The sequence below is a fragment of the Ensifer sp. M14 genome (assembly GCF_003355565.1).
GTDB lineage: Bacteria > Pseudomonadota > Alphaproteobacteria > Rhizobiales > Rhizobiaceae > Ensifer.
Map to the genome: position 1 here is coordinate 3,394,611 of NZ_QJNR01000004.1, position 24,703 is coordinate 3,419,313.

The 24,703-nt window shown below is 60.6% G+C and carries 20 protein-coding genes; 2 read left to right on the plus strand and 18 right to left on the minus strand.

What is annotated here, in order from left to right:
- Positions 1 to 44 precede the first annotated feature (44 nt).
- Entirely contained in the window at positions 45 to 3,542 is a 3,498-nt protein-coding gene (gene dnaE / locus BLJAPNOD_RS16540) for a DNA polymerase III subunit alpha (RefSeq protein ID WP_115420524.1), read from the minus strand.
- Between the two features lie 447 nt (positions 3,543 to 3,989).
- Between dnaE and BLJAPNOD_RS16545 the strand changes: the two genes are divergently transcribed.
- Positions 3,990 to 4,562, plus strand: coding sequence for a hypothetical protein (locus BLJAPNOD_RS16545; protein WP_115420525.1), 573 nt, complete (start codon positions 3,990 to 3,992; stop codon positions 4,560 to 4,562).
- 79 nt (positions 4,563 to 4,641) lie between these two features.
- Positions 4,642 to 5,109 carry a DUF5680 domain-containing protein gene (locus BLJAPNOD_RS16550; RefSeq protein ID WP_115420526.1) on the plus strand — a complete coding sequence of 156 codons (468 nt, stop codon included), beginning with the start codon at positions 4,642 to 4,644 and terminating at the stop codon, positions 5,107 to 5,109.
- Positions 5,110 to 5,368: 259 nt separating this feature from the next.
- Here BLJAPNOD_RS16550 and BLJAPNOD_RS16555 read toward each other — a convergent pair whose 3' ends face one another.
- The 17 genes from BLJAPNOD_RS16555 to nuoF all read right to left on the minus strand — a co-directional run bounded on the left by BLJAPNOD_RS16555 (position 5,369) and on the right by nuoF (position 24,695).
- A complete protein-coding gene (locus BLJAPNOD_RS16555; RefSeq protein WP_077498476.1) occupies positions 5,369 to 6,055 on the minus strand; it encodes an ABC transporter ATP-binding protein in 687 nt (228 codons plus the stop codon).
- 16 nt (positions 6,056 to 6,071) lie between these two features.
- The gene (locus tag BLJAPNOD_RS16560; protein WP_077498477.1) at positions 6,072 to 7,382 is read right to left on the minus strand and encodes a lipoprotein-releasing ABC transporter permease subunit; all 1,311 of its coding nucleotides are present in this window, start codon (positions 7,380 to 7,382) and stop codon (positions 6,072 to 6,074) included.
- A gap of 20 nt (positions 7,383 to 7,402) precedes the next feature.
- The gene (gene proS / locus BLJAPNOD_RS16565; protein ID WP_115420527.1) at positions 7,403 to 8,731 is read right to left on the minus strand and encodes a proline--tRNA ligase; all 1,329 of its coding nucleotides are present in this window, start codon (positions 8,729 to 8,731) and stop codon (positions 7,403 to 7,405) included.
- 779 nt (positions 8,732 to 9,510) lie between these two features.
- The gene (locus BLJAPNOD_RS16570; RefSeq protein WP_025426599.1) at positions 9,511 to 9,780 is read right to left on the minus strand and encodes a DUF1467 family protein; all 270 of its coding nucleotides are present in this window, start codon (positions 9,778 to 9,780) and stop codon (positions 9,511 to 9,513) included.
- Between the two features lie 128 nt (positions 9,781 to 9,908).
- Positions 9,909 to 10,313: a methylmalonyl-CoA epimerase gene (gene mce, locus BLJAPNOD_RS16575; RefSeq protein ID WP_115420528.1), complete on the minus strand. Its 405-nt coding sequence runs from the start codon at positions 10,311 to 10,313 to the stop codon at positions 9,909 to 9,911.
- A 69-nt stretch (positions 10,314 to 10,382) separates the two neighbouring features.
- A complete protein-coding gene (locus BLJAPNOD_RS16580; protein ID WP_115420529.1) occupies positions 10,383 to 12,050 on the minus strand; it encodes a ribonuclease J in 1,668 nt (555 codons plus the stop codon).
- Positions 12,051 to 12,073: 23 nt separating this feature from the next.
- On the minus strand, positions 12,074 to 12,838 hold the full coding sequence (locus tag BLJAPNOD_RS16585; protein ID WP_199566003.1) for a biotin--[acetyl-CoA-carboxylase] ligase: 765 nt from the start codon (positions 12,836 to 12,838) through the stop codon (positions 12,074 to 12,076).
- Positions 12,838 to 14,283 carry an NADH-quinone oxidoreductase subunit NuoN gene (gene nuoN / locus BLJAPNOD_RS16590; protein WP_077498482.1) on the minus strand — a complete coding sequence of 482 codons (1,446 nt, stop codon included), beginning with the start codon at positions 14,281 to 14,283 and terminating at the stop codon, positions 12,838 to 12,840. The genes BLJAPNOD_RS16585 and nuoN overlap by 1 nt, the downstream gene beginning before the upstream one ends.
- Before the next feature lie 19 nt (positions 14,284 to 14,302).
- Positions 14,303 to 15,814 (minus strand): NADH-quinone oxidoreductase subunit M, encoded by a 1,512-nt coding sequence (locus BLJAPNOD_RS16595; RefSeq protein WP_077498483.1) that lies wholly within the window; start codon positions 15,812 to 15,814, stop codon positions 14,303 to 14,305.
- Positions 15,814 to 17,808 carry an NADH-quinone oxidoreductase subunit L gene (gene nuoL / locus BLJAPNOD_RS16600; RefSeq protein WP_115420531.1) on the minus strand — a complete coding sequence of 665 codons (1,995 nt, stop codon included), beginning with the start codon at positions 17,806 to 17,808 and terminating at the stop codon, positions 15,814 to 15,816. The genes BLJAPNOD_RS16595 and nuoL overlap by 1 nt, the downstream gene beginning before the upstream one ends.
- Before the next feature lie 7 nt (positions 17,809 to 17,815).
- A complete protein-coding gene (gene nuoK, locus BLJAPNOD_RS16605; RefSeq protein WP_025426592.1) occupies positions 17,816 to 18,124 on the minus strand; it encodes an NADH-quinone oxidoreductase subunit NuoK in 309 nt (102 codons plus the stop codon).
- 28 nt (positions 18,125 to 18,152) lie between these two features.
- A complete protein-coding gene (locus BLJAPNOD_RS16610) occupies positions 18,153 to 18,767 on the minus strand; it encodes an NADH-quinone oxidoreductase subunit J (RefSeq protein WP_077498485.1) in 615 nt (204 codons plus the stop codon).
- Positions 18,768 to 18,903: 136 nt separating this feature from the next.
- Positions 18,904 to 19,395 carry an NADH-quinone oxidoreductase subunit NuoI gene (gene nuoI / locus BLJAPNOD_RS16615; RefSeq protein WP_115420532.1) on the minus strand — a complete coding sequence of 164 codons (492 nt, stop codon included), beginning with the start codon at positions 19,393 to 19,395 and terminating at the stop codon, positions 18,904 to 18,906.
- A 64-nt stretch (positions 19,396 to 19,459) separates the two neighbouring features.
- Positions 19,460 to 20,503, minus strand: coding sequence for an NADH-quinone oxidoreductase subunit NuoH (gene nuoH, locus BLJAPNOD_RS16620; protein WP_077498487.1), 1,044 nt, complete (start codon positions 20,501 to 20,503; stop codon positions 19,460 to 19,462).
- A 20-nt stretch (positions 20,504 to 20,523) separates the two neighbouring features.
- The gene (gene nuoG, locus BLJAPNOD_RS16625; RefSeq protein ID WP_115420533.1) at positions 20,524 to 22,605 is read right to left on the minus strand and encodes an NADH-quinone oxidoreductase subunit NuoG; all 2,082 of its coding nucleotides are present in this window, start codon (positions 22,603 to 22,605) and stop codon (positions 20,524 to 20,526) included.
- Positions 22,606 to 22,709: 104 nt separating this feature from the next.
- On the minus strand, positions 22,710 to 23,384 hold the full coding sequence (locus tag BLJAPNOD_RS16630; protein ID WP_115420534.1) for an NADH:ubiquinone oxidoreductase: 675 nt from the start codon (positions 23,382 to 23,384) through the stop codon (positions 22,710 to 22,712).
- Between the two features lie 6 nt (positions 23,385 to 23,390).
- On the minus strand, positions 23,391 to 24,695 hold the full coding sequence (gene nuoF, locus BLJAPNOD_RS16635; protein ID WP_077498490.1) for an NADH-quinone oxidoreductase subunit NuoF: 1,305 nt from the start codon (positions 24,693 to 24,695) through the stop codon (positions 23,391 to 23,393).
- Positions 24,696 to 24,703: the final 8 nt, after the last annotated feature.

Consider the following 24,703-nt stretch of genomic DNA (forward strand, 5'->3'; position numbering starts at 1 on the left):
TCCCTTAAGCAACGCGCTGTCAAGCACCCGTATTGGAGCGCGGATCAGACGAGTTCGACGTCGACCACTCCGGGGGCCGAGCGAAGAGCCGCTGCGATCTCCGGTGAAATCCGGAATTTTTCGCTGAGCTCGACCTCGATTTCGCGCTGGCCATTGTCCTTGATGACGATGAAGGAAACGAGCCCCTCGCCTCTTGCGTTCAAGTGAGCGGCGATGGACTTCAGCGGTCCGGAATCGCGCACATAGACGCGCAGCGCCTTCTGCATCTGCAGCGATTCTTCCTCAAGCGAGCGCAGCGTCTGGATGCGAAGACCGATACCTTCCGGCCGCTCCTCCGCCTGCACCGTCATGACCAGCGATTTACCGGGCTCGAGCAGGTCGCGATACTGGTGCAACATCTCCGAAAACAGCACGGCCTCGAACTGGCCGGATGAATCCGAGAAGGCAATGATACCCATCTTGTTGCCGGTCCGGGTCTTGCGCTCCTGTTTGGAGGTGACAGTGCCGGCGAGACGGCCGGCCGTTGCGCCCTTCTTCACGGCGCCGGCGAAATCACCAAACGTCTGGACGCGCATCTTGGCAAGCAACGGATTGTAGGTGTCGAGCGGATGGGCGGAGAGATAGAAGCCCAGCACCTGGAATTCCCGGTGCAATTTTTCCGAGGCAAGCCACGGCGTGTAGGCGGGAAGAGAGATTCGCTCCGGCCCGGTTGCAGCCCCTGCCCCGAATATATCGCCCTGTCCGCTTGTCTTGTTTTCCTGAGCGCGCTGGGCAAAGCCGAGGATGCGATCAAGTCCGCCGACGAGCTCCGCGCGATCGTAGCCGAAACAGTCGAAGGCACCGGCCGCGATCAGGCTCTCGAACACACGCCGGTTGAGCAGCTTCGGGTCGATCCTCAGGCAGAAATCTTCAAGGCTCGCGAATTCGCGGTCGCCGCGAACGGCAACGATATGCTCGACCGCCGATTCACCGACGCCCTTGATGGCCGCCAATGAGTAATAGATGCGCTTGTCGCCGGTCTGGAAGTGCCGGAAGGAGGACTGGACCGACGGCGCGATCACCTGGATGCCGAGACGCCCGGCGTCCTGCCGGAAGTCGTTGACCTTTTCGGTGTTGGCCATGTCGAGCGTCATCGACGCCGCCAGGAACTCCACCGGATAGTGCGCCTTCATATAGGCGGTCTGGTAGGAGACGATGGCGTAGGCGGCGGCGTGCGACTTGTTGAAGCCGTAGTTGGCGAACTTGGCGAGGAGATCGAAGATCAGATCGGCCTGCGGTTTCGACACCTCGTTCTTGACCGCACCGTCGACGAAACGGGCGCGCTGCTTGTCCATTTCCTCCTTGATCTTCTTGCCCATGGCGCGACGCAGAAGGTCGGCTTCGCCGAGCGAATAGCCCGACAGGACCTGGGCGATCTGCATCACCTGTTCCTGGTAAACGATAACGCCCTGCGTTTCCTTGAGCAGATAATCGATCTTCGGATGGATGGATTCGATCTCTTCTTCACCATGCTTGCGGGCGTTGTAGACCGGAATGTTCTCCATCGGGCCCGGGCGATAAAGCGCCACCAGCGCGATGATGTCCTCGATGCAGTCTGGCCGCATGCCGATGAGCGCCTTGCGCATGCCGGCACTTTCCACCTGGAACACGCCGACCGTCTCGCCGCGCGACAGCATCTCGTAGGTCTTTTCATCATCGAGCGGAATGCTGGCGAGGTCGACCTCGATGCCGCGCAATTTGACGAAGTCGACGGCGACCTTCAGCACCGTCAGCGTCTTCAGGCCAAGGAAGTCGAATTTTACGAGGCCAGCCTGCTCGACCCACTTCATGTTGAACTGGGTCACCGGCATGTCGGAACGCGGATCGCGGTACATCGGCACCAGCTTCGACAGCGGCCGATCACCGATGACGATGCCGGCGGCGTGGGTCGAGGCATGGCGATAAAGGCCCTCGATCTTCTGCGCGATATCGAGCAGGCGAGCGACCACCGGCTCCTTCTCCGCCTCCTCCTGCAGGCGCGGTTCTTCCTCGATAGCCTTTGACAGTGGTGTCGGGTTTGCCGGGTTGTTGGGTACGAGCTTGCAGATCTTGTCGACCTGGCCGTAAGGCATCTCAAGCACACGGCCAACGTCGCGCAGTGCCGCACGCGCCTGCAGCGAACCGAAGGTGATGATCTGGGCGACCTGCTCACGGCCATATTTCGCCTGAACGTAGCGAATGACCTCTTCGCGTCGATCCTGACAGAAGTCGATGTCGAAGTCGGGCATCGACACGCGCTCAGGATTGAGGAAGCGCTCGAACAGCAGTGAGAAACGCATGGGATCGACGTCGGTGATCGTCAGCGCATAGGCAACCAGCGAGCCTGCACCGGAACCACGGCCCGGGCCGACGGGGATATCGTGCTGCTTGGCCCATTTGATAAAGTCGGCAACGATCAGGAAGTAGCCGGGGAACTTCATGCGCTCGATGACGCTGAGTTCGAACGCCAGCCGCTCGCGGTATTCTTCCTCGGTATAGCCGGGCGCCATGCCGAGCTTGCGCAAGCGGTCGTCGAGCCCCTCCTCCGCCTGTCGGCGCAGCTCGCCGGACTCGGCGCGCTCGGCCTCTTCCGGATCATCGGACGCGCCGGTGAAGCGGGGCAGGATAGGCCCGCGCGTCTTCAGCATGAACGAGCAGCGGCGCGCGATCTCGATCGTGTTTTCGAGCGCCTCGGGCAGGTCGGCGAAAAGCGCCGCCATTTCCTTTCGGCTCTTGAGATAGTGATCCGGTGTCAGCCGGAAACGGCTATCGTCGGAAACCATGGCGTTATGGGCTACCGCCATCAGCGCGTCGTGCGCATCATAATCGGATGGCGCCGGAAAGAACGCCTCGTTGGTCGCGACCAGAGGTACATCGAACTTGTAGGCCAGATCGATCATCCGGCTCTCATGCCGGCGATCGAAGTTGCCGTGCCGCTGCAACTCGATGTAGAGCCGATCGCCGAAGAGGTCCTGCAATGCTTCCAGGCGCGCCTCCGCCAAAGCCGTCGAGCCGGATTTCACGGCCATATCGATCGGGCCGCCGCTTGCGCCGGAAAGCGCGATCAGCCCATCCGTTCCGGCCTCCACCAGCCACGACCGCGTTATTCTCGTGACCTGGCTGCCTTCGCCTCCGAGATAGGCGCGGCTGACCAGATCGACCAATCGCGTGTAGCCGTCGTCGGTGGCCGCGATCAGCACGATGGCGGGCAGCTTGGCCAGCTGCTGCGCGTGGCCGCGGCGGTCGCCGTCGGCCTCGTCTTCCATGTCGATCGACAGCTGACAACCGGTCAGCGGCTGCAGGCCGTCCTCGGCCGCCTTTTGGGAAAATTCCAGCGCTGCGAAAAGATTGTTGGTGTCGGCGATACCAATTGCAGGCTGAGCGTCGGCCACGGCCTTGCCAATCACCTTCTTGATCGGCAGCGCCCCTTCGAGCAGCGAAAATGCCGAGTGGACACGAAGATGCACGAACTGTGGATCCGCAGCCGTCTGTTCGTTCCGTTCCGCGCCGCCTTGATCCGCCATCTTTACACCCTGATTCCTGTCAGGGCGTCAGGATATCCCGTTTCTCACCCGCCATGTCCAGTTTTTGCAACGTGGGCCAGCGTTCTTTTCAACGGTGCAGTGCCGGTATGGTATCGCGCGACCCCGCGCCAGGGTCACGCCGCTTCGAAAACATATCCTCAGATCAAAGCCCGAGAGCGATGAAGGCAATGCTGGCGACGAACAGGCCCATCGATGTGAAGGCGGCGAGGTCACGAACAAAATCAGTCATAACATGGCTCCTTTTCCGTTATGTTTTTACTTTGTTCCATTTTTGTTCTCGCGTCAATCACTGTTGAGCGGAGCGCCCGCTTTCCACCGCGCATGGTTAATCGCGTCGGCAATCGTCGTGCGCGGTGATTAACCGAAAGCTTGAGCACTTCGCCCATCGCGCCTATGACTAGAGCAACCACACGGAGCAACAGCGACATGATTGCACGCCTGACCCTGACCCTCTTCCCCCTGCTTCCGTCCCTCACCTTCGCGGCTGAGGCAATCGACCCAGGTCGCATCGTGTCGGCTGCGACCGGCGACTGGGACAAGGACGGTACGAGTGATCTGGCGCTGCTGGTGAAACCTGGCAAGGAGATCGACGAGGACAATGCGATTTACATCTATCTCGCTGGCGAAGACGGCCCGCTGACGCTCAAGTCAGCCATTCCGAACAAGATCTGGGGGCAGTACGACATGGTCGGCCAGGCGCCGACGGTCAGTGCGCTCCCGAACGGCTCGCTGGTGATTACCACGCACAATGATGCGGTCGGCCGTGACCGATGGGAACAGAAGCTGACGATCGCCTACCGCAATTTCGACTTCGTCGTCGCCGGCTACACCTACGCCTCCTACGACACGCTTGATCCCAGCAACACGTCGCAGTGTGACCTGAATGTGCTGACCGGCAAGGGCAAATCCAACGACAAACCCGTCAGCGTCAAGGGCGAATTGGTGCTGCTCAAGGACTGGAACGACGACCGCGGACAGCACGCCTGCGGCATCCAGTAATCGAATCTTTTGTTCTGTTTTTGTTCTTGCATCAATGACGTCTCGCGGCATGCTGCGTGTGAACAAACAGGGTGTTCTCATGGCCAGTACCGAAGAGCTCAAGGACTTCATCGTGGAAGCCAAATCGAAGGCGTATGTCGGTGGCGGTACCGCGCAGCCGCCTTCGCGCACAGGGGCGCGCGATATCGGCTATCAGCGCGACCGGTGGCGGTATCTAGACAGTTATTTCGGTGGAACGGATTTTGCCGGCCAGGAAACCGTTTGGTTCGGGGACGATACCCGCTGGGTCATGAACTATTTCGGTCACGTTGTCAGGCCTGATCTGATCGATGCGGAGCGCGCCGGCATCGTCATCAAGACAGCGCTCGAAACCATGTATCGCGAAAAGCGGCATTTCCTCGGGGGAATGCAATATCGGCACGCCTACGGCACTTACATCGACAACAGCCGCGGAGATACGGAGCACTTTTCCGGACGGGAGGTTATCTTTGTGGATGGCGAAGAGGCTTATGAACTCGACTATCGAGGCGGTCTCATCGTGCCTTAGGCAATGGAGCCGGCGCTTGGGCACGGGCGTTCGGAAGAACGCACTCAGGACCCTCCAGCACTTTGATTCTGGAACCTCTGATCCGCCTTCAGTGAAGACGCTTCAAAGCGGGATGTTCTCGATATCGGCCGTCGCATTCAACACCGGCTTTGTCTGTTTCACCCTCTAGAAACTGCGAAACGGCTTCGTCAGGAAATGCGTCGAGGCAGAGCGGTGGAGCATTTGCACGGACCCGTTTGAGCCGCAAACGCGCTCAGCGTTACTTCAGCTCGACGACCTTTCCGTCTTCGATCGTCACCCGCCGGTCCATCAGCGATGCCAGCTCGTGATTGTGCGTGGCGATCAGAGCTGCCAGACCCGACTGACGCGCCAAGGCCTCGAGTGCCTCGAAAACATAGCCTGCAGTTTCCGGATCAAGGTTTCCGGTCGGCTCGTCGGCCAGCAACACCAGCGGTGCGTTGGCGACGGCGCGGGCAATCGCCACGCGCTGCTGTTCGCCACCCGAGAGCTCCGACGGGCGATGATCGGCGCGATGACCGATACGCATATAATCGAGCAGCGCCCTTGCCCGTTCGGCGGCCTCAGCCTTGCCGAGCCCGGCGATCAGTTGCGGCATCATGATGTTTTCGAGAGCGGTAAACTCCGGAAGCAGATGATGGAACTGGTAGACGAAGCCGATCTCGTTGCGGCGGATGGCCGTCCGCCGGTCATCGTTGAGACCGTCGCAGGTCACGCCATTGACGACGACCTTTCCGCCATCCGGGCGCTCCAAGAGGCCAGCAACGTGCAGCAGCGTCGACTTGCCGGTGCCCGACGGTGCCACCAGTGCTACGGTTTCACCGCTTTTCAGCGTGAAGTCCGCCCCTTTGAGGATCGACAGGAAGGTGTCCCCCTGCCCGTAAGTACGCTCGATGCCCGAAAGCTGCAGTGCCACGCGCGCATTCATTCAGTTGTTGTCCTTGTCATTCATACCGCAGGGCCTGCACGGGATCGAGACGCGAGGCGCGCCATGCCGGAAAGATGGTGGCAAGGAACGACAGGCTGAGGGCCATGACGACCACGAGGATCGTTTCATCGGCGTTCATGTCCGCCGGCAGCTGGCTCAGGAAATAGAGTTCCGGGCTGAACAGCGTCGTACCTGAAATCCAGGAGAAGAACTGGCGAATCGACTCGATATTCAGGCAGACGACGACGCCAAGCAGCACACCGGCTACGGTTCCCGCCGCACCGATCGCAGCCCCGGTCATGAAGAAGATGCGCATGACCGACCCGGAGGTCGCCCCCATGGTGCGAAGGATGGCGATGTCGCTCCCCTTGTCCTTCACCAGCATGATCAGGCCGGAGATGATGTTCAGTGCCGCGACCAGAACGATCAGCGTCAGGATCATGAACATCACGTTGCGCTCGACCTCGAGCGCGGAAAAGAACGTCTTGTTGCGGTCGCGCCAGTCAGTGATGAAGATCTGCCGCCCGGCGGCATCTTCGACCGGCTTGCGCAATTCATCGACCATATCGGGATGCTCGACGAATATTTCGATTTGCTGCGCCAGCCCCTCTGCGTTGAAAAAGAGCTGTGATTCCTCCAGCGGCATGAAGATGATCGACGAATCATATTCCGACATGCCGATCTCGAAGATCGCCGAAACCGTATACGCCTTGACCCGCGGGTTCATGCCCATGGGCGTCACGTCGCCGTTCGGCGATGTCAGCGTGATGGTGCCGCCCACCTGGATACCGAGCTGATCGGCCATTCGCGAGCCGATCGCAACGCCGGTGCCGGCGGCAAAGCCGACGAGATCGCCGGACTGGATATGGTCGGAGACCGACTTCATCTTGCCGAGGTCGTCGGCGCGGATGCCACGCACGAGAGCGCCGGTCGAGCTGTCGCTGACGCCCTGCGCCAGAACCTGCCCCTCGATGAGCGGGATCGCCATCGTCACGCCCTTCACGCCGGAAAAGCGCGTGGCAAGCTCGGCATAATTGTTGAGCGGGCCATCGATCGGCTGCACGATCATGTGGCCGTTGATGCCGAGGATGCGCGAGATGAGTTCGGTGCGGAAGCCGTTCATCACCGCCATGACGATGATCAGCGTCGCCACGCCGAGCATGATGCCGATGAAAGAGAAGCCGGCGATCACCGAAATGAAGGCTTCCTTACGCCGCGAGCGCAGATAGCGCCACGCGACCATGCGCTCAAAGGCGGAAAAGGGGCGGCTGGCGGACTTTGCGGACTGGCCAGCAGCCTGCACCTGATCTTCCGTCACGGCGGTCATCCTGCCTCCCCTTGCCTCACTTACTTCGTCGCGATCAGCTTGTTGAGGGCCGCCTCGACAGTCATGGTCTCGCGCTCACCGGTCTTGCGATCCTTGAGCTCGACTTCGCCGTTAGCGATCGAACGTGGCCCAACGATGATCTGGACCGGCACGCCGATCAGATCGGCCGACGCGAACTTGGCGCCGGCGCGGTCGTCCGTATCGTCGAGCAGCGCGTCGAATCCGGCAGCGCCGAGCTTCGAGTAGAGCGTCTCGCAGGCTGCGTCGCAAGCGGCATCGCCCGCTTTCATGTTGATGATCACGCCATCAAACGGCGAGATCGACTTCGGCCAGATGATGCCGTTGTCGTCATGCGACGCCTCGATGATCGCCGGAACCAGCCGTGTCGGGCCGATACCGTAGGAGCCCATGTGGACCGTGTGCTCCTTGCCATCAGGACCGAGAACCTTGGCGCCCATCGCTTCGGAATACTTGGTGCCGAAGTAGAAGATATGGCCGACTTCGATGCCGCGTGCCGACACGCGGTCGCCTTCGGCGACTTCGTTGAACGCAGCCTCGTCATGCATTTCCGAGGTGGCGGCGTAACGTGACGTCCACTTGTCGAAGATCGCCTTCAGGCCGGCGACATCGTCGAAATTGGTATCTTCACCGGGAATGTCGAAGCCGAGGAAGTCCTTGTGGCAGAACACTTCGGACTCACCGGTTTCGGCGAGAATGATGAATTCGTGGCTGAGATTGCCGCCGATCGGGCCGGTGTCTGCGCGCATCGGAATGGCGCGCAATCCCATGCGCGAGAAGGTGCGCAGGTAGGCGGCAAACATCTTGTTATAGGCGTGCTCGGCGCCTTCGCGGTCGAGATCGAAGGAATAGGCGTCCTTCATCAGGAATTCGCGCGAGCGCATGGTACCGAAACGCGGGCGGATCTCGTCGCGGAATTTCAGCTGAATATGGTAGAGATTGAGCGGCAGACTGCGATAGGACTTCACGTAGGAACGGAAGACGTCGGTGATCATTTCCTCGTTGGTCGGCCCATAGAGCATCGGCCGGTCCTGGCGGTCCTTGATGCGCAGCATTTCCTTGCCGTAGGCATCATAGCGGCCGCTTTCCTGCCAAAGCTCGGCGGACTGCAGCGTCGGCATCAGCAGCTCGTTTGCGCCGGTGCGGTTCTGCTCCTCGCGGACGATCGCATTGACCTTGTCGAGAACCCGCTTTCCGAGTGGCAGCCAGGTATAAATACCCGAGGACTGCTGCCGGATCATGCCCGTCCGGAGCATAAGACGGTGGGAAACGATTTCCGCTTCCTTCGGATTTTCCTTCAAGATGGGCATGAAAAAGCGGGACAGGCGCATGACGGGTTCCAAAACTTGATGAACGTCGCACTATCGACGGATTCGGGCAAAATGACGTTGAGCTCAGGCACGCCGGTCTCACCAAAACAGGCAAAGGCGACCATTGCTTCTTGGGGTCGGCTCTCAAATTTCCGTCACCGACAAATCGGCTGGAACCTATCCGAGCCCTGCGTTCATAACCGCTTCGCGCCCGGATGAAAACCCTGCTTGCGGTGGGAATAGCACAGAGCGGATAGAGAGATCTGAAGGAGGAACGGCAGACCAAAAGCTGCGTCAAAAGAGCACGCTAGTAACAGGATTGCGACGATGCTTGTCAACGGAGAAATTTTATCCAACTGTAGCAGAAATGCAAAAAAACAGAGTGACATCGCCCAATGTTTGGGCTAATTTCGGCTCACAAAACAGGCATGAAGTCTAAATTCTTGCCGACTTTCGCGGTCAAGTCTTGGGAGGATAAGATCTTAGGCGCGCTTCGTCGCTGCCGCCGGAAACGGATTAGAGATCACGCGATACTTGAAAAACAAGGCTTTAAGCCTTGTTTTTTTTTGCCTTTCACCAAGCGAGGCGGCAGCGAAGCAGCACCACTTTCTTGAACTGTGTCAATTTCAGGGCGGTCAATCGTAGGATTGCCCTGGTTTCCCGCGGCGCGCAGCCAGAGCGACCTTACAGGACCCGTGCAGTCGAAAAATCCAGATACTTAGCTGGGGATTATTCGCAAGCGGACGGCATCGGCCGGAAAACGCGGATCTCAAGCGTCCGCGCACGTCCCGGTGATCGCCTCAGTAGAACTTCGGATAGAAGCGCGGAATGCTGTCAATGCCGTAGCCGAGCCGCACGGAAACGATGTACCAGGCGAGTTGGATGACCGCCGCGATCGCAGTCGTCAGCAGGATAACGCGCTTGGCACGGAACCGCGCCGGTGCACTTTCGACGGTGCCGGGAACCACTTCGTTTTCCTCCGCCTGGGTGCGCACGCCAAGCGGCAGCACGGCAAACAGCGTCAGCCACCAGATAATGAAGTAGATGGCAAAGGTGGAAAAAAGCGGCATTTCCGGCTCCTGGTGAGGACCTCGCTCGAAGGGCACACTGGCCCTCTCCGGAACAATCCTCTCGACATTCTGACCTGCTTATAACGCCATGGATGCGATCACACAAACCGGCATCGCGCGATCAACTGTCACACCTGTTCAAGTTCGACCAAGGTGCCTTGAAAATCTTTGGGATGCAGAAAGAGCACCGGCTTGCCATGGGCACCGATCTTCGGCTCGCCGTCACCGAGAACGCGTGCGCCAGACGCTTTCAATGTGTCACGGGCGGCAAGGATATCCTCGACCTCGTAGCAGATGTGATGCACGCCGCCGGACGGATTTTTGGCGAGGAAAGCGGCAATCGGCGAGGTGTCACCAAGCGGTTCCAGCAGTTCGATCTTGGTGTTGGGTAACGTGACGAACACAACCGTCACGCCATGCTCCGGCAAGGCCTGAGGCTCGGTTACTGTCGCGCCGAGCGTCGTGCGGTAACTCTCCGTCGCCGATACCAGATCCGGCACGGCGATGGCCACATGGTTGACACGTCCGAGCATCGCGATCCTCCAGCCTTCACGCCAATTTCAAGCCCCCGCACGTCTATAGCGTCGGGGGCTCGAAGAAAATCAGACTTTGGTGACGAACACGGTCACCACAGGTTTCTTGCCCCAGATCTGGTTGGTCGTGCTGCGCACGGCGCGGCGTACCGCCTCCTGCAGCATGGCCAGATCCTTGCGCTTGGCGCGCGGGATGCTTTCGACAGCACCGAGCACAGCGTCATAGAGCGTGTCTTCCATGTCCTCGCCCTCGTCGTCGAACTCGGGCAGGCCGATGGCAACAAGGTCCGGATCGCCGAGGAAATCGTAACGATTGTCGAGCACGACGTTGACGGAGACATGTCCGGCGAAGGAGAGCTTTCGGCGCTCGCCGATGCCCATCTCCTCGAAGTCGCCGATCAGCGCGCCGTCTTTGTAAATTCGGCCATGCTGAACGGTGTCAATGACCTCGGCCGGACCGGGTGCCAGCCGCAGCATCTCGCCGTTGCGAAGACGCGGGACGCTGGCGATACCCGATTGACGCCCAAGTTCGCCATGCGCCGTCAGGTGTGCCGCTTCGCCGTGCACAGGCACAAGGATCTGCGGGCGGACCCACTGGTACATCTGCTGCAGTTCGCTGCGGCGCGGATGTCCTGACACGTGCACCAGTGCTTCGCTGTCGGTGATGATGTGGATGCCCTGCTCGATCAGGCCGTTCTTGATATCGTTGATCGCCTTCTCGTTGCCGGGAATGGTGCGCGACGAAAACACAACCGTATCGCCGGCGGAGAAGGCTACGTTGCGCATCTCGTCGCGGGCGATCTTGGCAAGTGCGGCACGCGGTTCGCCCTGGCTGCCGGTCAGGATGACCACGACCTTGTCGCGCGGCACATAGCCAAACTCGTCTTCGGCGAGGAACGGCTTGATGCCTTCCATCAGGCCGAGATCGCGGGCGACAGCCACGACGCGCTTCATCGAGCTGCCAAGGAGCAGGACGTCCCTGCCCGCCTCTTCCGCAGCTTCCGCGATCGACCGAATACGCCCGACATTCGAGGAAAATGTGGTGATCGCCACGCGACCTTCAGCCTTGGAGATGATCTCCGTCAGGCTCGCGGAAACCTCCTGCTCCGATGGCGAAACGCCGTCGCGAAGCGCATTGGTCGAATCGCAGACCAGCGCCAGCACGCCTTCGTCGCCGATCTTGCGGAAGCGCTGCTCGTCGGTGAGCGGGCCGAGCGATGGCTGAAGATCGATCTTCCAGTCGCCGGTATGCACGACCGCGCCCAGCGGCGTGCGGATGATCAGCGACATCGGTTCGGGGATCGAGTGGTTGACGCCGACCGCTTCGATTTCGAACGGACCGACATTGATGCGGTCGCCCTGCTTGAAGATCGTTATCGGGATTTCCCCACGGCTCTTTTCGAAGTCGCGCTTGGCTTCCAGCATGCCCGCCGTAAACGGCGAGGCATAGACGGGCACATTCAGCCCTGGCCATAGATCGTTGAGGCCACCATAGTGATCCTCGTGGGCATGGGTGATGATGATGCCTTTGAGGTTGCGGCGCTCTTCCGCCAGGAAGCTGATATCGGCGAGAACCAGATCCACGCCCGGAAGCTCCGGTCCAGGGAAAGTAACGCCGCAATCCACCATTATCCACTGTCGGTGACCGGGTTTGCCATAGCCATAGAGGCCAAGGTTCATCCCGATTTCGCCGACGCCGCCGAGCGGCAAGAACACCAGTTCTTCTTCTTGCGCCATGTTTTGATGCGCCCTTGTTTTGATTATCCGAAAAATACGTCGCCGGCGGCGATCGTCTGCATCGTGTTCGAGCCCGTATCGAGCATCAACCGGCCGTCCTGATCAATACCGGCAAAGCGGCCGGAAAGCGACCGGTCCGGCAGGTTCACCGTAATGGTCTCGCCGATGCCGCGCGCTGCCGCCCGCCATTGGTCTATGATGTTTGCCACACCCCGGCCCTGGTCCCAAACGGAAAGCGTTTCGGCCATAGTCAGGAAGAGGTGGGCGAACAATTCGTCCGGAGATACCGACGCGCCTTCGTTGCGAAGCGACGTCACCGGGTAGAGCGCCTCGTCCGGCGTGACGGCAATGTTGATGCCGCAGCCGATAACCAGTGCGCGGCGGCCGTCTGCCAGGCTCTCGCCTTCAAGCAGGATGCCGCAGGTCTTCTTGCCGTCGATGAGAACATCGTTCGGCCACTTGATCTCGACCGGTGCGCCGGCAAGCGGCATCACCTTGCGGATAGCCCTGTGAACCGCCACCGCCACGGCCAGCGGCAGCGAGTGCAGCAACTCGATGGGCGCCGGCTCAATCAAGAGGAGTGAGGCATAGAGATTGCCGGGCTCTGAAAACCAGGCCCGGCCACGTCGGCCACGTCCGCCTGTCTGGCGGGCGGCGGTGATCCAGAGGTTTCCCCTGTCTCCCTCGCGCGCCCGCGTCAGGCATTCGCTGTTTGTAGAGCCGACTTCATTCAGCGCGACGTGCCGGAAATCGTCGAGCGAACCCCGGCCGCCGCCTTCAAGGCCGATCAAAAGAAGGTCCGAGCCGCGACTTCAGCGGCTTCGCCGAGCGGACCGCCGATCAGGACGTATCCAAGCACAAACAGGCCCGAGAGACCAAAGACCAAGCGAAGCTCGCCAGCCGTGCGGGCAAACTCGCCCTTGGCATCGTCGAACCACATCACCTTGATGACGCGCAGGTAGTAATAGGCGCCAACCACCGATGCGAGCACGCCGATGATCGCGAGCGCGTAGAGATGCGCTTCGATCGCCGCCATGAACACGAAGTACTTCCCGAAGAAGCCTGCCATCGGCGGAATGCCGGCGAGCGAGAACATCAGGACGGTGAGCACGGTGGCCATGAAGGGATTGGTCTGCGACAGGCCCGCGAGATCGTCGACGCTTTCGACATTCTCGCCGTCCTTGCGCCGCATGGCGAGAATGCAGGCGAACGTGCCGAGCGTCATGACCATGTAGATGAGCATGTAAAGCAGAACGCCGCGCACGCCCGCCATCGAGCCGGCCGCAAGACCGACGAGCGCGTAGCCCATGTGGCCGATCGAGGAATAGGCCATCAGGCGCTTGATGTTCTTCTGACCGATCGCCGCAAAGGCGCCGAGCAGCATCGAAGCGATCGAAATGAAGACGACGATCTGCTGCCACTGCACGACAACAGGCTCGAACGCATTGATGACGATGCGCACGAAGATAGCCATGGCGGCAACCTTCGGAGCAGCGGCAAAGAACGCGGTCACCGGCGTCGGCGCGCCTTCATAGACGTCCGGTGTCCACATGTGGAACGGCACGGCGGAGATCTTGAATGCAAGGCCGGCCAGGATGAAGACCAGGCCGAAGATCAGGCCAAGCGACGGCGTGCCGGTGGCGGTCAGAGCAGCGGCAATCTCGTCGAAGCCGGTGTGGCCGGTGAAGCCGTAGACCAGCGACATGCCGTAGAGCAGCATGCCCGAGGAGAGCGCCCCGAGAACGAAATACTTCAGGCCGGCTTCCGTCGAGCGGATGCTGTCGCGGTTGATCGCGGCCACGACGTAGAGCGCCAGCGATTGCAGTTCCAGTGACAGGTACAGCGACATCAGGTCGTTGGCCGAAATCATCAGCAGCATGCCGAGCGTGGCGAGCACCAGAAGCACCGGGAACTCGAAACGGTCGATCTGCGACGAGCGGGCATGGCCGACCGTCATCACCATGGCGGTGATCGAGCCGATCAGGGCCAGCACCTTCATGAACTTGGCGAAGGGATCGGACAGGAAGGCGCCGCCATAAGCTTCGCCCTCTCCGGTCTTCAGGACGAGCCAGAGGCCGGCGATGATGAGAAGGGCAACCGCAAGGCCGGTGACCGTCGACGTCGACTTTTCACCGGCAAACACGCCGATCATCAAGAGCGCCATCGCACCGACGGCGAGGATCAACTCGGGGATCGAGAGCTGCAGGCTAGCGAGGAGGGTTTCAGCAGTCATGTCCAATCACGTCCTGTGGTCATTGCACCGAAAGCGCAACGTTTTGCGCTGCCTGCAGGGCTGCGGTGTAGTTATTGACGAGCAGATCCACGGAGGCTGCAGTCGCATCGAAGACCGGCGCCGGATAGACACCGAAGAAGATCGTCAGGATCACCAGCGGATAGAGGATCGCCTTCTCACGGCCCGAAAGATCGAGCAGAGCCTTGAGACTTTCCTTCTCCAGCGCGCCGAAGACGACGCGGCGGTAGAGCCAGAGCGCATAGGCCGCCGACAGGATCACGCCGCTCGTTGCAAAGAACGCAACCCAGGTGTTGGCGCGGAAGGCGCCGACGAGGGTCAGAACTTCACCGACGAAGCCGGATGTCCCGGGAAGACCGACGTTCGCCATGGTGAAGACCATGAAGGCGACGGCATACTTCGGCATGTTGTTGACAAGGCCGCCATAGGCCGAGATCTCGCGGGTGTGCAGACGGTCATAGACGACGCCGACGCAAAGGAAGAGCGCGCCCGACACGATACCGTGCGACAGCATCTGGAAAATCGCACCCTGGACGCCCTGCGTGTTGGCCGCGAAGATACCCATCGTCACGTAGCCCATGTGGGCAACCGACGAATAGGCGATCAGCTTCTTGATGTCGGTCTGCATCAGCGCCACCAGCGAGGTGTAGACGATGGCGATGACCGACAGCGTGAAGACGAACGGCGCAAAGTAGTCGGAGGCCAGCGGGAACATCGGCAGCGAGAAGCGCAGGAAGCCGTAGCCACCGAGCTTGAGGAGAATGCCGGCCAGGATGACGGAGCCTGCCGTCGGCGCCTGAACGTGCGCGTCGGGAAGCCAGGTGTGCACCGGCCACATCGGCATCTTCACCGCGAAAGAGGCGAAGAAGGCCAGCCATAACCACGTCTGCATTTCACGCGGGAAGTTATAGGCAAGCAGTTCAGTTATGTCGGTAGTACCAGCCTGCCAATACATTGCCATGATGGCGAGCAGCATCAGCACCGAGCCGAGCAGCGTGTAGAGGAAGAACTTGTAGCTGGCGTAGACGCGGTCCTTGCCACCCCAGACGCCGATGATGATGAACATCGGAATGAGGCCGGCTTCGAAGAACACGTAGAACAGCACGATGTCGAGCGATACGAACACGCCGATCATGAACGTTTCCAGGATCAGGAACGCGATCATGTATTCCTTCAGGCGCTTTTCGACCGAGAACCAGCTTGCAAGCACACAGAACGGCATGAGGAACGCGGAGAGTACGACGAAGAGCACCGAGATGCCGTCGACGCCGAGATGATAGGAAATCCCGGTGCCGAGCCATCCATGCTTCTCGGTCATCTGGAAGCCTGGGTTCGAGCTGTCGAACTGGTACCAGATGTAGACCGAGACGGCGAAGGTGAAGAGCGTCGTCAGCAGCGATACATTGAGGATGTTGCGGCGGCCGTAGGCGCTGTCTTCTCTTGTCAGCAAGAGAAGCAGGACGCCGACGAGCGGCATGAAGGTGACCGCGGAAAGTACGGGCCAATCGGTCATCAGAAGGAACTCCCGAGCATCATCCATGTAACGAGCGCAGCGATGCCGATCAGCATGGCGAACGCGTAGTGATAGAGGTAACCGGTCTGCAGCCGGACAACACGATCGGTGACATCAAGCACGCGTGCCGCAATCCCGTTCGGGCCGAGGCCGTCGATGACCCGGCCGTCGCCTTCCTTCCACAGGAAGACGCCGAGGCGCTTGGCCGAACGTACGAACAGGAAGTCGTACAGCTCGTCGAAGTACCACTTGTTGAGCAGGAACTGGTAGAGACCGCGGTGCTGCTCTGCCAGGTACTTCGGCACATCAGGACGGCGGATATACATGTACCAGGCGGTGAACAGGCCGAGCGCCATGGCGCAGAACGGGCTCCACTTAACCCACGTCGGAACGTGGTGGAATTCCTCGAGGATCTCGTTCTCGGCCGAGGTGAACAGGGCACCCTGCCAGAACTCGGCATAGTGGTGGCCGAAGAAATAGTCGTGGAACAGGAAGCCTGCCACCAGTGCACCGATGGCCAGAATGTAGAGCGGCACCAGCATGATCTGCGGCGATTCATGGACGTGATGCATGACATCCGAGGAAGCGCGCGGCTTGCCGTGGAAGGTCATGAAGGTCAGGCGCCACGAATAGAAGCTGGTGAACAGTGCCGCAATGACGAGCATCGCGAAGGCGAAGCCGGAAACTGCACTATGGGCGGCGAACGCCGATTCGATGATCGCGTCCTTGGAGAAGAAGCCGGCCGTGCCGATGACCGTGCCGGGGATGCCGACGCCGGTAAGCGCGATGGTACCAATGAACATCGTCCAGTAGGTGATCGGAATGTGCTTCCGAAGGCCACCCATGTAGCGCATGTCCTGTTCGCCATCCACGGCGTGGATGACGGAGCCCGCACCCAAGAACAACAGAGCCTTGAAGAAGGCGTGCGTGAATAGGTGGAAGATCGCAGCGCCATAGGCGCCGACGCCAAGCGCCACGAACATGTAGCCGAGCTGCGAGCAGGTCGAATAGGCGATGACCCGCTTGATGTCGTTCTGAACGAGACCGACGGTCGCGGCAAAGAAGGCCGTGATCGCACCGATCAGGGTGACGACGGTGAGTGCATCCGGCGACAGTTCGAACAGCGGCGACATGCGAGCGACGAGGAACACGCCGGCGGTCACCATCGTTGCGGCGTGAATGAGGGCCGAAACCGGGGTTGGGCCTTCCATCGCGTCCGGCAACCAGGTGTGCAGCAGGAACTGCGCCGACTTGCCCATCGCGCCCATGAAGAGCAGCAGGCAGGCGGCGGTGATAGCATCGGCCTTGTCGAGATGCATGCCGAACAGCGTGATGACCGCCTCCCCTGCAGCGGCACCTTCGGCCGGCAGGTAGGTCTTCGCTGCTGCAAAGATCGTTTCGAAATTGACCGAGCCGAAGAGCACGAAGACGAGGAAGATGCCGAGCGCAAAACCGAAGTCGCCGACGCGGTTGACGATAAAGGCCTTCATGGCCGCAGCGTTCGCCGACGGCTTCTTATACCAGAAGCCGATCAAGAGGTAAGACGCGAGACCCACGCCTTCCCAGCCAAAGAACATCTGCACCAGGTTGTCCGACGTGATGAGCATCAGCATCGCGAAGGTGAAGAGCGACAGATAGGCGAAGAAGCGCGGGCGATGCGGATCGTGGTGCATGTAGCCGATCGAATAGACATGCACGAGCGTCGACACCGTGTTGACGACCACGAACATGACGGATGTCAGCGTATCGACGCGGAACGCCCATTCGACGTCGAAGCTGCCGGACTGGATCCAGCGCAACACCGAAACCTTGATCAGTTCCTGCTCGCCCATCGCGATGTCGAAGAAGACGAACCACGACAACGCGGCGGTGATGATCATCAACCCGCTGGTGACAAATTCAGAAGCCTTGGCGCCGATCGAATTGCCGAAAAGGCCGGCGACCAGAAAGCCGATCAAAGGCAGGAAGACGATAGCCTTGATGATGGTATCCATAGCCCAATCAGCCCTTCATCATGTTGACGTCTTCAACAGCGATCGAGCCGCGGTTGCGATAGAAGACGACGAGAATTGCAAGCCCGATGGCGGCTTCCGCGGCCGCGACGGTCAGAATGAACAAGGCGAAGACCTGGCCCGTGATGTCGTTCAGGAACGACGAGAAGGCGACCATGTTGATGTTGACCGCAAGCAGGATCAGTTCGACCGACATCAGAATGACGATGACGTTCTTCCGGTTCAGGAAGATGCCGAAGACACCAAGCGTGAACAGGATGGCGCTGACGGTGAGATAGTGGGAAATTCCGATTTCCATTTTTTAGTTCCTCGACCTCGCGTCCGAATTAAATGCCCTGCCCGGGCTTGACCGTGACCACCTCGACGGCGGTCTCGGGCGTGCGGGCAACCTGCTGCGGAATGCTCTGGCGCTTGATGTTCGTGCGATGGCGCAGCGTGAGGACGATGGCGCCGATCATGGCAACCAGCAGCACGAGGCCCGCGATCTGGAAGAAGTAGACGTAGTGGGTGTAGAGCACGTCGCCGAGGGCGGCCGTGTTCGTGCGATCGGCAATCGCCGGGATCGGCATCGAGATCCCCTTGGCGATCTCGGGCGAGAAGGTCGCGCCGCCGACGACGACGATCAACTCGGCCGCCAGGATCAGACCGATCAGCGCACCGACCGGGGCATATTCAAGCACGCCGGCCCTGAGTTCCGCGAAGTCGATGTCGAGCATCATGACGACGAACAGGAAGAGCACCGCAACCGCGCCGACATAGACCACGAGCAGGATCATCGCCAGGAACTCGGCGCCAGCCAGCAGGAACAGGCCCGCCGAATTGAAGAAGGTCAGGATCAGGAACAGCACCGAATAAACGGGGTTCCTGGCCGCAATGACCATAAATGCCGATGCCACCGCGATGAAGGCAAAGAGATAGAAAAAAAGAACCTGCAGACCCATGATCGGTGCCTTTTTCGTCTTGCACGGCGTGAGGCTCTTGCAGCCCCACTCCACTGGCAAAGCCGGACTGATGTCCGGCCTTTGCCCCAAACTGTTTCACATGTGCCGCCTTGAAGGGCGGCACCACGCATCGGCCTCAGCGATAAGGCGAGTCCATTGCGATGTTGCGTGCGATTTCCCGTTCCCAACGGTCACCATTGGCGAGGAGCTTGTCCTTGTCGTAGTACAGCTCTTCACGCGTCTCGGTGGCGAATTCGAAGTTCGGGCCCTCGACGATGGCGTCGACCGGACAGGCTTCCTGGCAGAAACCGCAATAGATGCACTTCACCATGTCGATGTCGTAACGCACCGTACGGCGGGTGCCGTCGTTGCGGCGCGGGCCAGCCTCGATGGTGATCGCCTGGGCAGGACAGATCGCCTCGCAGAGCTTGCAGGCGATGCAGCGCTCTTCTCCGTTGGGATAACGGCGGAGCGCGTGTTCGCCGCGGAAGCGCGGGCTGATCGGACCCTTTTCGAAGGGATAGTTCAACGTCGACTTCGGTTTGAAGAAGTAGCGCATCGACAGAAAGAACGCGCCAACGAATTCCTTGAGGAACAGCGAGCTGACCGCTTGCGAAAGACCGGCCATCATTTACCTCCAGACTTGCTGGCCTCAGAGCGGCCAGCGGTATGCAACCAAGCGAAAGCCAGCATCATGCGGCTCCCGTCAGCTTGAGAACGAATGCAGTGATCACGACCATTGCGAGCGAGATCGGCAAGAAGACCTTCCAGCCGAGACGCATCAGCTGGTCGTAGCGGTAACGCGGAACGAATGCCTTCACCATCGCGAACATGAAGAACACGAAGGACGCCTTGAGAACGAACCAGATGATGCCCGGGACCCAGTTGAGGAACCAGACGTCGACCGGAGGCAGCCACCCGCCGAGGAAGAGAATGGTCGTCAGCGCGCACATCAGGCAGATGGCAGCGTACTCGCCGAGCATGAACATCATGTAGGGCGTGGAGCCGTATTCAACCATGAAGCCGGCGACGAGTTCGGATTCCGCTTCCGGCAGATCGAAGGGCGGGCGGTTCGTTTCAGCCAGAGCCGAAATGAAGAACACGACGAACATCGGGAACAGCGCCAGCCAGTGCCAGTCGAGGAACGATGCCGGCAGACCCAGGTTGGTGCCAATGCCGTTGCTCTGGGCGTTGACGATGTCGGTCAGGTTCAGCGAACCGACGCAGAGCAGAACGGTGACGATGACGAAGCCGATCGAGACTTCGTAGGAAACCATCTGTGCCGCGGAACGAAGCGCGCCGAGGAAGGGATATTTCGAGTTCGACGCCCAGCCGCCCATGATGATGCCATAAACTTCAAGAGAAGATATGGCGAACACGAAGAGGATGCCGACGTTGATGTTCGCGATCACCCAGCCGGCATTGAGCGGGATCACCGCCCAGGCCGCCAGCGCCAGCGTCACGGAGACGAGCGGCGCCAAGAGGAAGATTGCCTTGTTGGCGCCGGCCGGAATTACCGGCTCCTTGAAGACGAACTTCAAAAGGTCGGCGAAGGACTGGAAAAGACCCCAGGGGCCCACCACATTCGGACCACGGCGAAGCTGGACAGCAGCCCAGATCTTGCGGTCGGCCAAAAGAATGTAGGCGATGAAAAGCAGCAGCGCGACCAGCAGCAGCAGCGACTGGGCGACCATGATGATCGCAGGCCAGACATAGGTCGAAATGAAAGCGTCCATGATACTCTATTCCCTCGCGCTCATTCCGCCGCAGCTTTGAAGTTGTTGCGTGCCAAAGCCGAGCACTCGGCCATGACGGCGGATGCGCGCGCTATCGGGTTCGTCAAATAGAAGTCTTTGACCGGAGACGCAAACACGGATTTGCCCATCTCACCCGCTTTTTGAGCAAGTGCGGCAATTTCGTCGCCACTGCCGATGGCAATCGCGTCGATATCGGCGAAATGCGGGTGCGCCGCATAGAGCTTCGAGCGCAATTCACCAAGCGAATCAAAGGGCAGCTTCTTGCCGAGAACGTCGGAAAGCGCACGGATGATCGCCCAGTCTTCGCGGGCGTCGCCCGGAGCAAAGCCGGCACGGTTGCCGATCTGGACGCGGCCTTCGGTGTTGACCCAGGTGCCGGACTTTTCGGTGTAGGTGGCGGCCGGCAGGATGACGTCGGCGGCATGCGCGCCGCTATCTCCATGCGAACCGATATAGACGGTAAAGCCCGACTTGCGACCGGCAAGATCGATCTCGTCAGCACCGAGCAGGAAGAGAACGTCAGAGGCGGACACCATTTCGGCGGCCGTCTTGCCGTTCTTGCCCGGGACGAAGCCGAGGTCGAGACCACCGACGCGCGACGCGGCTGTGTGCAGAACGGCAAAGCCGTTCCAGTCTGCGGTCACTGCACCGACGGCACCTGCGAGCTTTGCAGCAGCCGCGAGAACGGCAGGACCGCCCTCCCCTGCAACCGCACCCTGACCGATGATGATCATCGGGCGCTGCGCCTTCTTCAGGGTCGCTGCAAACTTGCCCTTGCCGGACACGAGCTCGGCCAGCGTCTCGGTGCCCGCACCGAGATATTCGTATTCGTAGCGCAGTTCACCCGGCTCGCCGATGACGGCGATCGGGAAATTGCCCATCCGGAAACGCTTGCGGATGCGTGCGTTCAGAACGGAGGCTTCGAAGCGCGGGTTCGAGCCGATGATCAGCAGCGCGTCGGCGCTTTCGATGCCCTGGATCGTCGGGTTGAAGATGTAGCTGGCGCGGCCGAGCGACGGATCGAGTGCGGCGCCATCCTGGCGGCAGTCGATGTTTTCGGAGCCGAGCGAAGCCAGCAGTTCCTTCAGCGCGTACATTTCTTCGACGGAAGCGAGGTCGCCGACGATGGCGCCGATCTTGTCGCCGGAGGTCGCTGCAACGGCGGCCTTGATGGCTTCGAACGCCTCACTCCAGCTGGCTGCCTGCAGGCGACCATCCTTCTTGACGTACGGGCGGTCGAGACGCTGGGTCTTCAGGCCGTCCCAGATGAAGCGGCTCTTGTCGGAGATCCACTCTTCGTTGATGTCCTCGTTGACCCGCGGCATGATGCGCATCACTTCGCGGCCACGGGTGTCGACGCGGATGGCCGAACCGAGCGCATCCATCACGTCGATGGATTCGGTCTTGTTCAGTTCCCACGGACGCGCCGTGAAGGCGAACGGCTTCGATGTCAGTGCTCCGACCGGGCAGAGGTCGACCACGTTGCCCTGCAGTTCGGAGGTCATCGCCTGCTCGAGATAGGTGGTGATCTCGGCGTCTTCGCCGCGGCCGATCAGACCGAGCTCGGCAATGCCGGCGACTTCCGTGGTGAAACGGACGCAGCGCGTGCAGTGGATGCAGCGGTTCATCACCGTCTTGACCAGCGGGCCGATATACTTGTCTTCGACGGCACGCTTGTTTTCCTGGTAGCGCGAACTGTCGATGCCGAAGGCCATCGCCTGGTCCTGCAGGTCGCATTCGCCGCCCTGGTCGCAGATCGGGCAATCGAGCGGGTGGTTGATCAGCAGGAATTCCATGACGCCTTCACGGGCCTTCTTGACCATCGGCGTGGTCGTGAAGACTTCCGGCGTCTCGCCGTTCGGGCCCGGACGAAGGTCGCGCACGCCCATGGCGCAGGAGGCGGCGGGCTTGGGTGGCCCTCCCTTCACCTCGATCAGACACATGCGGCAGTTACCGGCGACCGACAGCCGCTCATGGAAACAGAAGCGCGGAACCTCGGCGCCGGCCTCTTCGCACGCCTGAAGCAGCGTGAAATGATCCGGGACCTCGATCTCTTTTCCGTCGACTTTCAGCTTTGCCATCTTCGTACTCAATCCTGTCTTCCATCCGTCCACCTTCGAGGCGACGGACAATTCCAACACAGCCATGCTGCTTGCCGGTGGTGACCTCTGCCGGTCACCGCCTCTTATTCTTTTGCGCCTTTCAGCGCCTTTGCCTGCTTTACCCAGTCGTCGCGCAGAATACGTCCGCCAAAGCCCAGATCGTCGTCGAAGCGGGCAACATCAGCGTCGCTCCACGCGGCGATATCCGCGAACCGGCGAATGCCCTTGCCGTTCAGCACCTGCTCGAGCTTCGGGCCGACGCCGGAAATCCGCTTGAGGTCATCGGCGGCACGAGCCTTTGACCGTGAAGCTGCCGGCGCCTTTAAGGACTCTGCCGGTTTCTTCTCAGCCTTCGGCTTCGATATCGCACTCTTCTTCGCCGCAACCGGCTTCACGGTCTCTTGCGGCCTTGCTTCCGCCTGAACCGGAGCAGCCTTGGCCGGGACGACTTCGGCCGGCACTCCTGCCTGCGGCTGGTCAGCCAAAGCCGAGCCCTTCTGCAACGCTTCGACGGCGCCCTGCATCGCACCGAGCATGACGCCGGCGATATGGCTCGACAGACCGAAACCAAGCGCCGTCGCCGCGGCAACGGCTCCTGCCGGATGTGCCATCAGCGGATGCAGTGGCACCTGCGACATGCCTTTCATCCATTCGGCCATGCCGAACGGATCGGCCGGATCAGCGCCAAGCGGACGTGCGGACGAAATGCCGCTTTCGGCCTCTCCCCTCACCTGTCCATCCTTGCGTGCGCCGGCCATGGCCCGTTACTCCGCCGCTTCCAGCACCGCGCCGTGCGAGGACGCGTTGCGGGTGTATTCGTCGATGCGCTTTTCGATCTCCGGACGGAAATTGCGGATCAGACCCTGGATCGGCCAAGCGGCCGCATCACCCAGAGCACAGATCGTGTGACCTTCGATCTGCTTGGTCACGTCGAACAGCATGTCGATTTCGCGCTTCTGGGCGCGGCCCTGGACCATGCGCTCCATCACGCGCCACATCCAGCCAGTGCCTTCGCGGCACGGCGTGCACTGGCCGCAGCTCTCGTGCTTGAAGAAGGCCGAGATGCGGGCGATCGCCTTGATGATATCGGTGGAGCGATCCATGACGATGGCAGCAGCCGTACCGAAGGACGACTTGACTTCGCGAAGCCCGTCGAAATCCATCGGGCAGTCGATGATGTCTTCCGCCTTGACCACCGGGCACGATGCGCCGCCCGGAATGACCGCGAGCAGATTGTCCCAGCCGCCACGAATGCCGCCGGCATGCTTGTCGACGAGCTCACGGAAGGTGATGCCCATCGATTCTTCGACCGTGCACGGCTTGTTGACGTGGCCTGACAGCATGAACAGCTTGGTGCCGACGTTGTTCGGGCGACCGATCGCCGAGAACCAACCGGCGCCGCGGCGCAGGATCGTCGGGGCAACGGCAATCGACTCGACGTTGTTGACGGTCGTCGGGCAGCCGTAGAGGCCCATGTTGGCCGGGAACGGCGGTTTCAGGCGCGGTTGGCCCTTCTTGCCTTCAAGGCTTTCGAGAAGTGCTGTTTCTTCGCCGCAGATGTAAGCGCCGGCGCCGTGATGGACATAAATGTCCATGTCCCAGCCGAGCTTGTTGTTCTTGCCGAGCAGGCCGGCGTCGTAGCACTCGTCGATTGCTGCCTGCAGCGCCTCGCGCTCGCGGATGTATTCGCCGCGAACATAGATATAGGCAGTGTGTGCGCCCATGGCGAAGCTGGCGATGACGCAGCCTTCGATCAGCGTGTGCGGATCGTGACGCATGATGTCACGGTCCTTGCAGGTGCCCGGCTCTGATTCGTCGGCGTTGACGACCAGATAGTGCGGACGTCCGTCGCTTTCCTTCGGCATGAAGGACCACTTGAGACCGGTCGGGAAGCCGGCGCCGCCACGACCGCGAAGACCCGAGGCCTTCATCTCGTTGACGATCCAGTCGCGACCCTTTTCAAGGATCTGCTTGGTGCCGTCCCAATGGCCACGGCTCATCGCGCCCTTGAGAGACTTGTCCTTGAGGCCGTAGATATTGGTAAAGATGCGATCTTCATCTCTGAGCATGGTTCACC